Annotated in this window: 12 protein-coding genes; 8 read left to right on the top strand and 4 right to left on the bottom strand. The window is 63.8% G+C overall.

Annotated elements, in window-relative coordinates; genetic code table 11:
* Positions 1-38: 38 nt before the first annotated feature.
* From VGH68_RS08125 to VGH68_RS08110, 4 genes are all read left to right on the top strand, one after another.
* Positions 39-728: a histidine ABC transporter permease HisQ gene (locus tag VGH68_RS08125; RefSeq protein WP_331603059.1), complete on the top strand. Its 690-nt coding sequence runs from the start codon at positions 39-41 to the stop codon at positions 726-728.
* Positions 725-1,438: an ABC transporter permease gene (locus tag VGH68_RS08120; protein WP_331603058.1), complete on the top strand. Its 714-nt coding sequence runs from the start codon at positions 725-727 to the stop codon at positions 1,436-1,438. Before VGH68_RS08125 ends, VGH68_RS08120 begins: the two co-directional genes overlap by 4 nt.
* Before the next feature lie 44 nt (positions 1,439-1,482).
* On the top strand, positions 1,483-2,262 hold the full coding sequence (locus VGH68_RS08115; RefSeq protein ID WP_331603057.1) for an ABC transporter ATP-binding protein: 780 nt from the start codon (positions 1,483-1,485) through the stop codon (positions 2,260-2,262).
* 611 nt (positions 2,263-2,873) lie between these two features.
* On the top strand, positions 2,874-4,034 hold the full coding sequence (locus VGH68_RS08110) for a porin (RefSeq protein WP_331603056.1): 1,161 nt from the start codon (positions 2,874-2,876) through the stop codon (positions 4,032-4,034).
* Between the two features lie 221 nt (positions 4,035-4,255).
* Here the strand turns inward: VGH68_RS08110 and glnK are convergent, their stop codons facing one another.
* Both glnK and VGH68_RS08100 read right to left on the bottom strand, forming a co-directional pair.
* A complete protein-coding gene (gene glnK / locus VGH68_RS08105) occupies positions 4,256-4,594 on the bottom strand; it encodes a P-II family nitrogen regulator (RefSeq protein ID WP_331603055.1) in 339 nt (112 codons plus the stop codon).
* 75 nt (positions 4,595-4,669) lie between these two features.
* On the bottom strand, positions 4,670-6,370 hold the full coding sequence (locus VGH68_RS08100; protein WP_331603054.1) for an NAD+ synthase: 1,701 nt from the start codon (positions 6,368-6,370) through the stop codon (positions 4,670-4,672).
* A gap of 138 nt (positions 6,371-6,508) precedes the next feature.
* On the opposite strand from VGH68_RS08100, the gene VGH68_RS08095 reads away from it, so the two are divergent.
* Positions 6,509-7,678, top strand: coding sequence for a GNAT family N-acetyltransferase (locus tag VGH68_RS08095; RefSeq protein WP_331603053.1), 1,170 nt, complete (start codon positions 6,509-6,511; stop codon positions 7,676-7,678).
* A gap of 10 nt (positions 7,679-7,688) precedes the next feature.
* Positions 7,689-8,012 (top strand): GIY-YIG nuclease family protein, encoded by a 324-nt coding sequence (locus VGH68_RS08090; RefSeq protein ID WP_331603052.1) that lies wholly within the window; start codon positions 7,689-7,691, stop codon positions 8,010-8,012.
* 7 nt (positions 8,013-8,019) lie between these two features.
* On the opposite strand, the gene VGH68_RS08085 is transcribed toward VGH68_RS08090, so the two are convergent.
* Both VGH68_RS08085 and ppa read right to left on the bottom strand, forming a co-directional pair.
* Entirely contained in the window at positions 8,020-10,122 is a 2,103-nt protein-coding gene (locus VGH68_RS08085; RefSeq protein ID WP_331603078.1) for an FUSC family protein, read from the bottom strand.
* Positions 10,123-10,408: 286 nt separating this feature from the next.
* Positions 10,409-10,936, bottom strand: coding sequence for an inorganic diphosphatase (gene ppa / locus VGH68_RS08080; RefSeq protein WP_331603050.1), 528 nt, complete (start codon positions 10,934-10,936; stop codon positions 10,409-10,411).
* Positions 10,937-11,257: 321 nt separating this feature from the next.
* On the opposite strand from ppa, the gene VGH68_RS08075 reads away from it, so the two are divergent.
* Complete coding sequence (locus VGH68_RS08075; RefSeq protein WP_331603048.1) at positions 11,258-12,697, top strand: aldehyde dehydrogenase family protein; 1,440 nt, start codon at positions 11,258-11,260, stop codon at positions 12,695-12,697.
* Between the two features lie 158 nt (positions 12,698-12,855).
* On the top strand, positions 12,856-13,532 hold a 677-nt coding region (locus tag VGH68_RS08070; protein ID WP_331603047.1), incomplete at its 3' end, for an SDR family oxidoreductase.

The following is a 13,532-nucleotide window of genomic DNA, read 5'->3' as shown; positions in this document are numbered from 1 at the left end:
TTCGCGGTGCGTCAGCCGCGCATCGTCAAGGACTTCCTATGTTTCTCCAAGGCTACGGCCCGCTGCTTCTGAACGGCACCTGGCAAACCGTCAAACTGGCGGTATTGTCACTGGTGCTCGCCTTTGTGCTGGGCCTGATCGGCGCGGCGGCGAAACTGTCGAAAAACCGCTTCTCCCACGGCCTCGGCACCGTCTATACGACGCTCGTGCGCGGCGTGCCCGACCTCGTGCTGATGCTGCTGCTGTTCTACAGCATCCAGATCTGGCTAAACAACCTCACCGACGCGCTCGGCTGGGAACAGATCGACATCGACCCGTTCGTCGCCGGTGTCGCGGTACTGGGGTTCATCTACGGCGCGTACTTCACCGAAACTTTCCGCGGCGCATTCCTCGCGGTGCCGCGCGGGCAGCTCGAAGCCGCCGCGGCCTACGGCATGACGAACTGGCAGGTGTTCTCGCGCGTGATGTTCCCGCAGATGATGCGCTTCGCGCTGCCGGGCATCGGCAACAACTGGCAGGTGATGGTCAAGGCAACCGCGCTGGTGTCGATCATCGGTCTCGCGGATGTCGTCAAGGCGTCGCAGGACGCGGGCAAGGGCACGCTGCGGTTCTTCTTCTTCACGCTGCTCGCCGGCGCGATCTATCTGGTCATCACCACGGTGTCGAACTTCGTGCTGATGTACCTCGAAAAGCGTTATTCCACCGGCGTGCGAAAGGCGGATCTATGATTGAGATCATCCAGCAATACTGGCGCAACTATCTGTTTACCGACGGCTATCGCTTCACCGGCGTGGCGATCACGCTGTGGCTGCTGGTGGTGTCGATCGGTCTGGGGTTCTGTCTGTCGGTGCCGCTCGCGGTCGCGCGCGTGTCGAAGAAGAAGTGGCTCTCGCGCCTCGTGTGGCTGTATACGTACATCTTCCGCGGCACGCCGCTCTACGTTCAGTTGCTGCTCTGCTACACCGGTCTCTATAGCCTCGAGATCATTCGCAACAACGAGCTCACCAACGCGTTCTTCCGCGACGGCATGCACTGCACGCTGCTCGCGTTCACACTGAACACCTGCGCGTACACGACCGAAATCTTCGCCGGCGCGATCAAGGCGACGCCGTACGGTGAGATCGAAGCGGCGCGCGCGTACGGGATGTCGTCGTTCACGTTGTACCGGCGCGTGATCCTGCCGTCGGCACTGCGCCGCGCGCTGCCCTACTACAGCAACGAAGTGATCCTGATGCTGCACGCAACCACGGTCGCGTTCACAGCCACCGTGCCGGACATCCTGAAGATTGCCCGCGACGTGAACTCCGCGACGTATCAATCGTTCAACGCGTTCGGCATCGCCGCGTTGCTGTACCTGTGCATCTCTTTCGCGCTCGTGTGGCTGTTCCGCCGCGCCGAGCGCCGCTGGCTCGCTTACCTGCGGCCGCAAGGCAAGTAACCCGGGCAGCGCGCCGCCCGGCGCGCACGGCTCAAAGGATCCTGATGAACTCCAACAAGCAGAAGCTCTTCGTCGACGAGCTTCATAAAAAGTACGGCGACAACGAAGTCCTCAAGGGCGTGTCGCTGAAGGCCAACGCCGGCGACGTGATCAGCGTGATCGGTTCGTCCGGTTCGGGCAAGAGCACGATGCTCCGCTGCATCAACTTTCTGGAACAGCCGAACGCGGGCCGCATTTTCGTCGACGGCGAAGAAGTGCGTACGCAAGCCGCGAAGAACGGCGCATTGCGCGTGTCGGACCCGAAGCAGTTGCAGCGCGTGCGCACGAAGCTCGCGATGGTGTTCCAGCACTTCAATCTGTGGTCGCACATGAACGTGCTCGAGAACATCGTCGAAGCGCCGGTTCACGTGCTCGGTCTGAAGCGCAAGGAAGCCGAAGACCGCGCGCGCGAATATCTGGAGAAAGTCGGACTCGCGCCACGGCTCGAAAAGCAGTACCCATCGCATCTGTCAGGCGGCCAGCAGCAGCGTGTCGCGATTGCGCGCGCGCTGGCGATGCATCCCGACGTGATGCTGTTCGACGAACCCACCTCCGCGCTCGACCCCGAGCTCGTCGGCGAAGTGCTGAAGGTGATGCAGAAGCTCGCTGAAGAAGGCCGCACGATGATCGTCGTTACCCACGAAATGGGTTTTGCGCGCAACGTGTCGAACCACGTGATGTTCCTGCATCAAGGCCGCGTCGAAGAAGAAGGCGATCCCGACGAAGTGTTCAGGAACACGAAGAGCGAACGTCTGAAGCAGTTTCTGTCGGGCAGTCTCAAATAACAGGATCACGAAGGATATCGAGCGCGGCCTGCAATGCAACCCGCATCGAAAATGTAGTCGATGTAGTTTGACGAGGCGCCTGCGGGCGCCTTTTTCATTTGCGCCGCGCGCCTTCCGGCATCCGTTCCGACCGCGAAAGACCCCTCAAGAGGGTCTCGCAGCGCTGTTTTCGCACTACTCCGCCGCTTCCGAAGCGTCAATAGTGACAATCCTTAGTGCGACCCCTGCTGAGCCGCGAGCGCCTTGTCCCGCAAGGCTTTTTGCGGGTTTCCGGGGTGTTGTAAAGGGTCTTGGCACACATTGGTATTGCAATTTGGCGACACCGTTTGTGGCAGGTACTAATTTCTTCTCCCACTCAAGGGTATTTTTGATAAATTAGTAACCAAAGTAGCAAAACGAAGTTGATTAAAAGTAGTTTCACTTCAAAGCACAGAGGAGAAACCGGTCGGCGAGGATCGGCATGACGCGCAAAGCAGCCCGATGCGCGTTACGGCAGGAGACCCTATCCACCCGCCAATCTCCCCTGGTACCGCTTCCTGTTCGGCGCACTTCGCGTCCGAACACCACTCGCAGTACTGGGTTTCTTTTTTTGACAGGGTATGGAGGAGAAGATGAAGAAAGCATTGCTCGCCGCTGCGCTGATGTCAGCCGGCGTTGTCGCCCACGCTCAAAGCAGCGTAACGCTGTATGGGCGCCTCGATGCAGGCCTCGAGTACATGTCCGGTGTTCCGACCGGCGCCAACGCTAACGGCGCCGCCACCGGCAAGTCCAACCGCTTCAGGGCCGAAAGCGGCGACTGGGGTACCAGCCTGTGGGGCTTGAAGGGTGTCGAGGACATCGGCGGCGGCAACAAGGTCCTGTTCCAGTTGGAAGGCTCGTTCAACACGATGACGGGCGCTGGTCCTGGCGGCGGCGGTCTCTTCAATCGCTGGGCAACGGTCGGTATGTCGAACGCGCAGTACGGTACGTTCACTCTGGGCCGCATGCTCTTCATCTCGAACGGCGTGTGGGACTTCGACCCGTTCGGTCAGTCGAACTGGTCGTCGGCATCGCTGGTGCGTGGCCGCAACTGGCCTCAGTCGAGCAACAACTTCGCGTACCAGTCGCCGAAGTTCGCCGGCTTTGACTTCTATGGTCAGTACGCGCTGTCGAATGCGACGACCTGGAATGCCAACCCGGCCCCGGGCGGTCAAGGTCGCGAAGCTGGCGCACAGGTCACCTATACGAACTCGCTGTTCCAAATCCGCGGCATGTACGACGAAATCCGCAACCCGGCTACCGGCGGGCTGTGGGGCGGCCCGGTCGCCAACGCAGGGATCAATACGGCTAACACCGGCAATGGCGTGTTCGCGGCATCGCGCGAATACTCGGCGATGTTCAACGTCTTCCTCGGCCAGTTCAAGATTCAGGGCGCTTACCAGGCTGTCCGCTCGGCGGGCGCGACTGGCGTGTTGCCTGGTCAGCCGACAACCCTCGATCATGAATGGGGCGGTGTGACGTGGCAGGCAACGCCGGCTGCAGCGCTGATCGCGGCGGTGTACCACGTGAATGCCAATAATGGCGGCGGCAATGCGACGATCTACACGGTTGGTGGTTCATACAACCTGTCGAAGCGCACGCTGCTCGACCTGCAAGCTGCAACGGTGCGCAACAGCCGCGCGGCTAACTTTGGTCTGAATGCGAACAACGCCGGCTACGCGGCGGCCACGGACAACCCGCTGCAAGGTCGCCAGCAATCGGGCGTGTACGCAGGTATCCAACACTCGTTCTAATCGAACGATATTCCCCGAAGGATCATCCTTCGGGGCGCCCTCCAAGGGGACTTCCTTCGGGGCGTACTACAGGTTTCTTCAAGAGAAGAGAATCTTTTCACGCTGCTGCGAGAGGCGCGTATCGGTGCAGTACCCGCAAGGGTATTGCACCTTTTTTTATGGGCGCGGGATTTCGTTGCGCGCGGTGTGCACCGCGACGGTGCGCGGCCAAACCCACTGGACTACACCGCTGCTTCGTTCTCTTCGCCGGTGCGAATACGGATCACGCGTTCGACGTCCGCGACGAAGATCTTGCCGTCGCCGATCTTGCCGGTACGCGCGGCGCCGATGATCGCGTCGATCACCTGATCGCACTGGTTGTCCGCGACGACCACCTCGATCTTCAACTTCGGCAGAAAATCGACCACGTACTCCGCACCACGATAGAGCTCGGTATGCCCTTTCTGACGGCCAAAGCCCTTGACCTCGGTAACGGTCAGTCCGGTGAGGCCGACTTCCGCGAGCGCCTCGCGCACTTCGTCGAGTTTGAACGGTTTGATGACTGCGGTGATGCGCTTCATGGCGAACCTCGTCTCGTGACTGGATAGGTGAAAGGGAAACGGATGATTTTTATTCTACGCCGCCGGATCGCCTTGTCACTCTACCGGCTCGGTATAGCGTGACGTGATCGGATAACGCCAGTCGCGGCCGAACGCGCGATGCGTGACGCGGATGCCGATCGGCGCCTGACGGCGCTTGTACTCGTTGATCTTGATCAGACGCGTGACGCGCTTCACGTCATCAGCCGCGTAGCCCGCGGCGATGATCTCCGCGAGCGAGCGGTCTTCCTCCATATACATGCGCATGATCGCGTCGAGCACGTCGTATTCGGGCAGGCTGTCCTGGTCGGTCTGGTTCTCGCGCAACTCCGCCGACGGCGCGCGCGTCAGAATCCGCTCGGGGATCACGTCGCGCGTCGCGAACGTGGCGGCCGCGTTGCGGTAGTGGCACAGCCGGTAGACGAGCGTCTTCGCGATGTCCTTGATCACTGCGAAGCCGCCGGCCATGTCGCCGTACAACGTGCAGTAGCCGACCGCCATCTCGCTCTTGTTGCCGGTGGTCAGCACGATCGAGCCGAACTTGTTGGACAGCGCCATCAGCAGCGTGCCGCGAATACGCGCCTGGATGTTCTCTTCGGTCGCATCTTCCGCGCGGCCCGCGAATTCTTCGGCGAGCGCGCCGCGGAACGCGTCGAACATCGGCGCAATCGCGATCTCGTCGTAACGCACGCCGACGCGGCGCGCCATCTCCGCGGCGTCGGTGGTGGAGATATCCGCGGTATAGCGCGACGGCATCATCACCGCGCGCACCTTGTCGGCGCCGAGCGCATCGCATGCAACGGCCAGCACCAGCGCCGAATCGACGCCGCCCGACAGACCGATCAGCGCCCCCGGAAAGCCGTTCTTGCCGATGTAGTCGCGCACGCCCATAACCAGCGCCGCGTACACCTGCGCCTCGATCGACTGCTCCGGCGCGATCGCGGCCGGCAGCGGCTTGCCGTTGTCGAATTCGACGATCGCGGTCGTTTCCTCGAACTGCGCGAGCTTCGCAACCAGCTCTCCGTGCGCGTCGAGCACGAACGAACCGCCGTCGAACACCAGTTCGTCCTGGCCGCCGACCATGTTCACGTAGACCATCGGAATCCCGGTCTCGCGAATCCGCGCGCGCAGAATGTCGAAGCGCACCGCTTCCTTGTTCAGGTGATACGGCGAGCCGTTTGGAATCAGCAGCACGTGCGCGCCCGCCGCCTTCGCCATCTGCGCGGCCGACGCATGCCATGCGTCCTCGCAGATCACCACGCCGTACTTGACGCCGTCGAGCTCGAACACGAACGGCTGCGGGTCCGACGCGAAGTAGCGCTTCTCGTCGAACACCTCCGTATTGGGCAGATCCTGCTTGCGATAGATGCCTTTCACTTCGCCGTCGACGATCAGCGACGCCGCGTTGAACGTATCGACCGGCGGCAGACCGCGCTCGATCGGCGCGTTTGCATTACCATGGCCGTTCGCCAGGTTGTCCGACCCGTCCCGCAGCGGATGACCGACGATCACATGCAGCCCGGTCAACGGCTTCAACTGCGCGGCGAGATCGGCCAACGCGGCGGCGCTTGCGCTGTAGAACGCGGGACGCAGCAGCAGATCTTCCGGCGGATAACCCGACAGCGCGAGTTCAGGCGCGATCAGCAGCTTCGCACCATCGTCGTGCGCGGCGCGCGCGGCGGCGACGATCTTCGCGGCGTTGCCGCCGAAGTCGCCGACGGTGACATTGATTTGAGCAAGAGCGATTCGGGTCTTCATGGCAGGATCGACAGGCAAGCCTCGACGGCTCGCGGATACCGCGGCTGGATGGCTCGACGGAATTGGACAACCGGATAAACGAACGACGCGACTCTTTAACTTCGAAGCCGCGCCGCTCATTGGAAACAGTCACACAGATTGAACCAGCAACGTATCGATTATCGCACGGGCATTCTGGCATCGCCCTCCGAGGTGGACGCCACTGAATGGAACGCCCTTCTCGCGCAACAGTCGCAGCCGACGCCGTTTCTGCGGCACGAGTTCCTGAGCGCGCTCGCCGCCACGCAATGCGCGGTGCCGGACACCGGCTGGGCGACGCAGTTCGTCACGCTGACCGACGCGCGCACCGGCAAGCTGGCGGCCGCCGCGCCCGTCTATCTGAAGGGGCACTCATACGGCGAGTACGTGTTCGACTGGGCATGGGCCGACGCATACAAGCGCAACGGCCTGCCGTACTACCCGAAGCTGCTGTGCGCGGTGCCGTTCACGCCGGTGCAAGGCAACCGTTTGCTGTCAACGGATGAACACGCGCTGCGGCATCTGGCGGCCACGCTGATGGCGTTCGCCGAGCAGGCCGACGTGTCGTCGCTGCATGTGCTGTTTCCGACGCAAAGCGAAGCCGCCGCACTCACCGACCTCGGCATGATGCAGCGCGAAGGCGTGCAGTTTCACTGGCTCAACGACGGCTATCGCGATTTCGACGATTTTCTGTCGACGCTCGAGCAGAAGAAGCGCAAGAACATCCGCGCCGAGCGCCGCAAGGTGTACGACGCCGGCATCACGATGCGGCGGATTCGCGGTGAAGACATCAAGGATGCCGATTGGCGCTTCTTCAGCAAGTGCTATCGGCAAACCTATCGCGAGCATTTTTCGAGTCCGTATCTGAACCTCGATTTTTTCCGGATGATCGGCGCGTCGATGCCGGAGAACCTGCTGCTTGTGATCGCCGAATACGATGGCAAGCCGATCGCAAGTTCGCTCGTCGTCTATCAGCGCGACGAGAAAACCGGCGGCACGCTCTACGGTCGCTACTGGGGCGCGCTCGAACACGTGCCGTGCCTGCACTTCGAAACCGCGTACTATCAGCCGCTCGATTTCTGCATCGAGGAAAAGCTCGGCGCGTTCGAAGGCGGCGCGCAGGGCGAGCACAAGATGGCGCGCGGTTTTCTGCCGACCGTCACGCGCTCGACGCACTGGCTCGCGCATCCGGCGTTCGCCGATGCGGTCGGCCATTTTCTCGACAACGAAAAGAACAGCATCCACGCATACGTGGACGAGCTGCGCGAACACAATCCGTTCAAAGGCTAGAAGCGCGGGTATGGCGTGGTTTCTTTATTTGCTCGAATGTTCGGACGGCAGTGTCTATACCGGCATTGCGACCGATGTCGCCGCGCGCTTCGATAAACATGTGAGCGGCACGGGTGCGCGTTATACGCGTTCGCGCAAGCCGGTGCGCGTGTTGGCGTCGTTCGAGCTGGCGGATCGGTCGAGCGCGTCGCGGGCGGAGTATTGGGTGAAACGGCTTGCGCCGACGGATAAGCGGGCGTTGGCGGCGGGGGCATTTACGTTGGAATCGGTGCTGCCGGTCGTCGATGCCAACGTCCCGACAGAAGATAGCGATCGTTCCGGCCAGCCCGAGTAACGCAGCGTTAGCCGTACCCCCTCGCCTCGCGCGTCCTCTCCGTCAGCAACCGATGCACGCGCGCCAGTTCGCCGACCACATCCGCTTCCAGCGACGTCAAGCGCTCGCGCTCGGGCAACTCCCGCGGCATCGGCAGTAGGGTCCGGTTCAACGCCGCTTCGATTGCCTCGCTGATCGCCGCCACCCACTCGCCGAGTTCGCGATGCATATCGCGCCGGTTCGCACTGAGGCGCAACTGCGTCGCGGTGCCCGCCATCCTGCGCAACAGACTCAGCACCGTCAGTGTGACCGTATCGGCCATCGAGTCTTCGAGCTTTTCCAGCCGCACACGGCCAAGCGCTTCCTCGGCGTTGTTGCTGCACAGTCCCGCCGCGCGGCGCAAACGCTCCAGTTCCTTGCTGCCATGCCGCGGTGCTTCGAGCGATGCGCGCAGGTACGCGAGATTGGCGCGCACGGCATCGCGCAGATAAGCGCGCAAGTCGAGCTTTTCGCGCGTCGGCCACAACAGGAACGTCGCGAGCAACGCGAGCACGCAGCCGAGCACGTTGTTACCGAGCCGCGTGAGCGCGAACGCCAACCCATTGGCGCCCGGCGTCGCGAAGTCGGCGACGAGCACGAAAGCCGGCGTCAGGAACAGCACGAACAGGCTGTAGCTGACGGGCCGCAGCGCCATCGTCGCCACCACCAGCGGAAACACCACCAGCGAGATACCGAGCGGCGAATGAATCGCGTAGCCGATCACCGCCGCGAGCAAGCCACCAACGATACTGCCCGCCGCGCGCTCGATACTGCGCGGCCACGTCGCGGCAATCGATGGTTGCAGGATCAGCAACGTCGCCATCGTCGCCCAGTAGCCGAACGGCAGACCGAGCACGCGAATCACGAGAAAGCCCGCCGTCGTGGTTACGCCGACGCGCGCCGCATGGCGCAAGCCGACCGACTGCCACGACAGGTTCGCCTTCAGCGTCGACCACGCACGCGCCGCGTACCGCTCGACGCACGCGCTCCATGGCTCCCCATGCACGTCGCGCGGCGCGAAATCGACGAGTTCGAAACCGGATTGCAGTTTCACGGGCTCCGGCAACACGCTTTCCAGCCGAAGCGCGAAACGCCGCAGACGTTCGTGCAAATCCGCGAGACGTTCCCAGCGCGCGTCGCCGGCTGCTGTGCCGAGATCGCGCAGCACCTCGCCGATCGCATTCAGCAAACGCGCCGCGCGTTGCGTGCGATGCGGATCGTCGGGCAGTTTCTCGCTCGCGCCCGACACCGCGATCAGATACGCAAACAGTGCTTCGCCATCGGTCAGCAGGCCGAGCAGCGTGTCGTAGGCTGCCGCGCCGCCCGCGCGCGAAGCGGGCACGTTCGCGAGCGCATCGCGTGAACGTTCGAGCGCGGCGCGCGCATCGGCGCGAAACTGCGCGGCGTGCGTCGCCCATTCGGCGCGAGCCGCGCGTCGCTCGACGAGGCGCGCGCTATCGAATGCGAGATCGGCGACACGCAAATACGCCGCGCGCAACGACGCGCGGCTTACGCCGAATGGATGGATACGCCACACCGTCAGACTTAGCACAACCGCGAACAGACAGCCGATCAGGTAGACGCCGAGAAACGCGAACCCGGCGCGCGCATCGTGCATCGGCCGGTCGACCATCACGACGCAAGCGGTTGCCGCGAGAATCGTCACCTGCGACGTGGCCGCGCCCCAGATGCGGCCGAACGCACCGAGCGTCGTGAAGGCGAGCACCGCGAGTGCGGCGAACGCGGTGCCCTGCGCGGACGCGAATGCCGTGATGCCGCCGCATAACGTGGACAGCAACGCGAAGCCCATCATCGACATGAAGCGCGCGCGATTCGAGCCGGCCGCATCGGCGAGGCAGGTCCAGAACGCGCCGATCGCCGCCCACGCAAACACCGGGTCGTGCAGCACATTGCCGAGCGCAAGCATCGCCGTCGACGCGCAGGCCGCTCGCAAGCCCTCGGAGAGATTCGCCTCGCTCGCCGCGAACGACACCATCCACACGGGCCGCTTGCGGTAGATCGCGGTGACGACCGAATTCAGCCGGGTCGACCAGCGCGGCGATGTCGAGGGGAACTTGCTGCGGTTCATGATCCGGACAGTGGCTCGAAAGTTCGTGGAAGCGCGCGGCGATGCGGCAGCGGTCCGCGCGTGATGTCGTCCGGAGAATGATAAGGGTTTATACCTAAATATAAAAATGCGTTCGCTTCATCGTGGCGATGCATCGAGGTTATGCGTGCGACGCGAAGCCGGCGGGTCGCTCGTTGTGATGCACGGTCGCGCGGTAGTGGAACGTCGCGGGATCTGATGAAAAAACCGCGCGGCCCTTGCGGGCTCGCGCGGTTTTTTTATTGCGACTAGCGCGATGAGCGCCGCGCGCTTACTTCTTGTAGTTCGCCACGCCTTCGCTGATCTCCTTGTGCGCGGCGTCGATGTCTGCCCAGCCGTCGACCTTTACCCACTTGCCCTTTTCGAGCGCCTTGTACTGCTCGAAGAAGTGCTTGATCTGATCCTTCAGATAAGCCGGCACGTCGTCGATCGACTTCAGGTCCGCCGTCATCGGGCAGATCTTGTCGTGCGGCACGGCGATCAGCTTCGCGTCGACGCCGGATTCATCCGTCATCTGCAGCATGCCGAGTGCGCGAGCGCGCACCACGGAGCCGGCCAGCAGCGGGAACGGCGTGATCACCAGCACGTCGACCGGGTCGCCGTCGCCCGACAGCGTTTGCGGAATGAAGCCGTAGTTCGCCGGATAGCGCATGCCGGTGCCGATGAACCGGTCGACGACCAGCAGGCCCAGGTCCTTGTCGGCCTCGTACTTCACCGGATCGCTTTGCGCCGGGATTTCGATGATGACGTTGAAATCTTGCGGAAGATCTTTGCCTGCGGGAACGTGATTGAAGCTCATGAGCGCTCTCTGAACTGGATGGAAGTCGGAATACGGCGTACGGCGCGCGAGGCCGGCAGCGGGATGCACGCTGCGTGCGAACCGCCAACCGCAACCCTCTCGCCCCAACCAGCGGGGCCGCGCACCGGGCGGTGCGGAATGCGCCATTATAGCCAATCACCCGATAGCCCCCGGGTTCGATCGGCGCGATAATCGTCCGACGACTCTCGTTTGTGCTTTTGCTTGCCAATGTGGTGAATCGTGGCGGTGAACCGCGGCGAACCGCGGTTTGTGAACGGCGCGCAGCGACCCTGCCGCTGCGCGACAACTCGAGGAGCATGCATGGAAGAAGCCCGGCATTTCATCGGCGGCGAATGGTGCGCCGCCTCCGGCGGCGAGACGATCGCCGTGCTCGATCCGTCGGACGGCCAGCCGTTCACGCAGCTCGCGCGCGGCACCGCGGCCGATATCGAACACGCCGTCCATGCGGCGCGCCGCGCATTCGAAGGTCCATGGGGCGCGCTGAGCGCCGCCGAACGAGGCCGCGTGCTGTACCGGCTGTCGCTGCTGGTGGCCGCGCGCCAGGAAGAGCTCGCTCAGCTCGAAGCACGCGACACCGGCAAACCGCTGAAGCAGGCGCGCGCCGACGCCGCCGCCCTCACCCGCTATTTCGAGTTCTACGCCGGCGCGGCCGACAAGCTGCACGGCGAAACCCTGCCCTACCAGAGCGGCTACACGGTGCTGACGATCCGCGAGCCGCATGGCGTGACCGGCCACATCGTGCCGTGGAATTACCCTATGCAGATTTTCGGGCGCAGCGTCGGCGCGGCGCTCGCCGCCGGCAACGCGTGCGTCGTCAAGCCGGCCGAGGACGCGTGCCTGTCGGTGCTGCGCGTCGCCGAACTGGCCGCCGAGGCCGGCTTCCCGGCCGGCGCGCTGAATGTCGTGACCGGCTACGGACACGAAGCGGGCGCCGCGCTCGCGCGTCATCCGGGCATCGATCACGTGTCGTTCACCGGCTCGCCCGACACCGGCAAGCTGGTCACGCAGATGGCCGCCGAAAACCATGTGCCGGTCACGCTCGAACTCGGCGGCAAGTCGCCGCAAATCGTCTTTGCCGACGCCGATCTCGACGCGGCGCTGCCATTCCTCGTTTCCGCGATCGTGCAAAACGCCGGGCAAACCTGCTCGGCGGGCAGCCGCGTGCTGATCGACCGGGCTATTTACGAGCCGCTCGTCGACCGGCTCGGCAACGCGTTCCAGGCGCTGCGCGTCGGCCCGTCGAAGGCCGACCTCGACTGCGGGCCGTTGATCAGCGCGAAACAGCAGCAGCGCGTGTGGGATTTCCTCTCCGACGCGCAACATGACGGCATCGCGATGGCCGCGCACGGCGAAGTGATCCCTGAGGCGCCGGAAAGCGGTTTCTACCAGGCCCCCACGCTGCTGCGCGACGTGCCCGCGAGCCACCGGCTCGCGCGCGACGAAGTGTTCGGCCCGGTGCTCGCCGCGATGTCGTTTCGCGACGAAGACGAAGCGCTCGCGCTCGCGAACGGCACGCAGTTCGGCCTCGTCGCGGGCATCTGGACCCGCGACGGCGCGCGTCAGATGCGACTCGCGCGACGCGTACGCGCGGGCCAGGTGTTCATCAACAACTACGGCGCGGGCGGCGGCGTCGAGTTGCCGTTCGGCGGCGTCAAGCATTCGGGCCACGGACGCGAGAAAGGCTTCGAGGCGCTGTATGGCTTTACCGTACTGAAGACGATCGCGATTCGACACGGCTAGCAGACGGCTGCTGGCGCGGCCGTCCGTGCGGGGTCCGTCGAAGCGCCTCGCCTCCATGACGGCGCTCGCGGCAATGACGGCAATCGCGATCAGACAGGCCAACCAGGCAATCCCCGCAGCGACCCATCGCTCTATCCATCACAAACAACGGAGACATCATGCGGTTGACAGGTAAAACAGCCATCGTCACGGGCGGCGGCTCGGGTTTCGGTGAAGGCATCGCGAAGACCTTTGCGCGCGAAGGCGCGAACGTCGTGGTCAACGACCTCAACGGACCGTCCGCCGAACGCGTCGCGAGCGAGATCGCACTGGCGGGCGGCAAGGCGATCGCGGTGGCCGGCAATGTCGCGCAACGCGACGACTGGCGCACATTGCGCGAGGCCGCGCTGGAAGACTTCGGCAGCGTGCAGATCGTCGTCAACAACGCGGGCACCACGCATCGCAACAAGCCGGTGCTCGACGTGAGCGAGGCCGAGTTCGACCGCGTCTATGCGGTCAACGTGAAGAGCATCTACTGGAGCGTGCAGGAGTTCGTGCCGTATTTTCGCGAGCAAGGCGGCGGCAATTTCATCAATATCGCGTCGACCGCGGGCGTGCGGCCGCGCCCGGGGCTCGTCTGGTACAACGGCAGCAAGGGCGCGGTGATCGTCGCGAGCAAGTCGCTCGCGGTCGAGCTCGGGCCGGAGCGCATTCGCGTGAACTGCGTGAATCCGGTGATCGGGGAAACCGCGCTGCTCTCCGAATTCATGGGCGTCGAGGACACGCCGCAGAACCGGCAGAAGTTTCTGGCAGGCATTCCGCTCGGGCGCTTTTCGACGCCGCAGGACATCGCGAA

The sequence above is a fragment of the Paraburkholderia sp. genome (assembly GCF_036488505.1).
Classification (GTDB): Bacteria; Pseudomonadota; Gammaproteobacteria; order Burkholderiales; family Burkholderiaceae; genus Paraburkholderia.
The sequence above is the reverse complement of the archived record's forward strand: the minus strand, read 5'-3'. Positions and strand labels throughout refer to the sequence as shown.

Coding starts and splice junctions, on each gene's coding strand:
- VGH68_RS08125 (WP_331603059.1), top strand. CDS start 39: ATGTTTCTCCAAGGCTACGGCCCGCTGCTTCTGAACGGCACCTGGCAA.
- VGH68_RS08120 (WP_331603058.1), top strand. CDS start 725: ATGATTGAGATCATCCAGCAATACTGGCGCAACTATCTGTTTACCGAC.
- VGH68_RS08115 (WP_331603057.1), top strand. CDS start 1,483: ATGAACTCCAACAAGCAGAAGCTCTTCGTCGACGAGCTTCATAAAAAG.
- VGH68_RS08110 (WP_331603056.1), top strand. CDS start 2,874: ATGAAGAAAGCATTGCTCGCCGCTGCGCTGATGTCAGCCGGCGTTGTC.
- glnK (WP_331603055.1), bottom strand. CDS start 4,594: ATGAAGCGCATCACCGCAGTCATCAAACCGTTCAAACTCGACGAAGTG.
- VGH68_RS08100 (WP_331603054.1), bottom strand. CDS start 6,370: ATGAAGACCCGAATCGCTCTTGCTCAAATCAATGTCACCGTCGGCGAC.
- VGH68_RS08090 (WP_331603052.1), top strand. CDS start 7,689: ATGGCGTGGTTTCTTTATTTGCTCGAATGTTCGGACGGCAGTGTCTAT.
- ppa (WP_331603050.1), bottom strand. CDS start 10,936: ATGAGCTTCAATCACGTTCCCGCAGGCAAAGATCTTCCGCAAGATTTC.
- VGH68_RS08075 (WP_331603048.1), top strand. CDS start 11,258: ATGGAAGAAGCCCGGCATTTCATCGGCGGCGAATGGTGCGCCGCCTCC.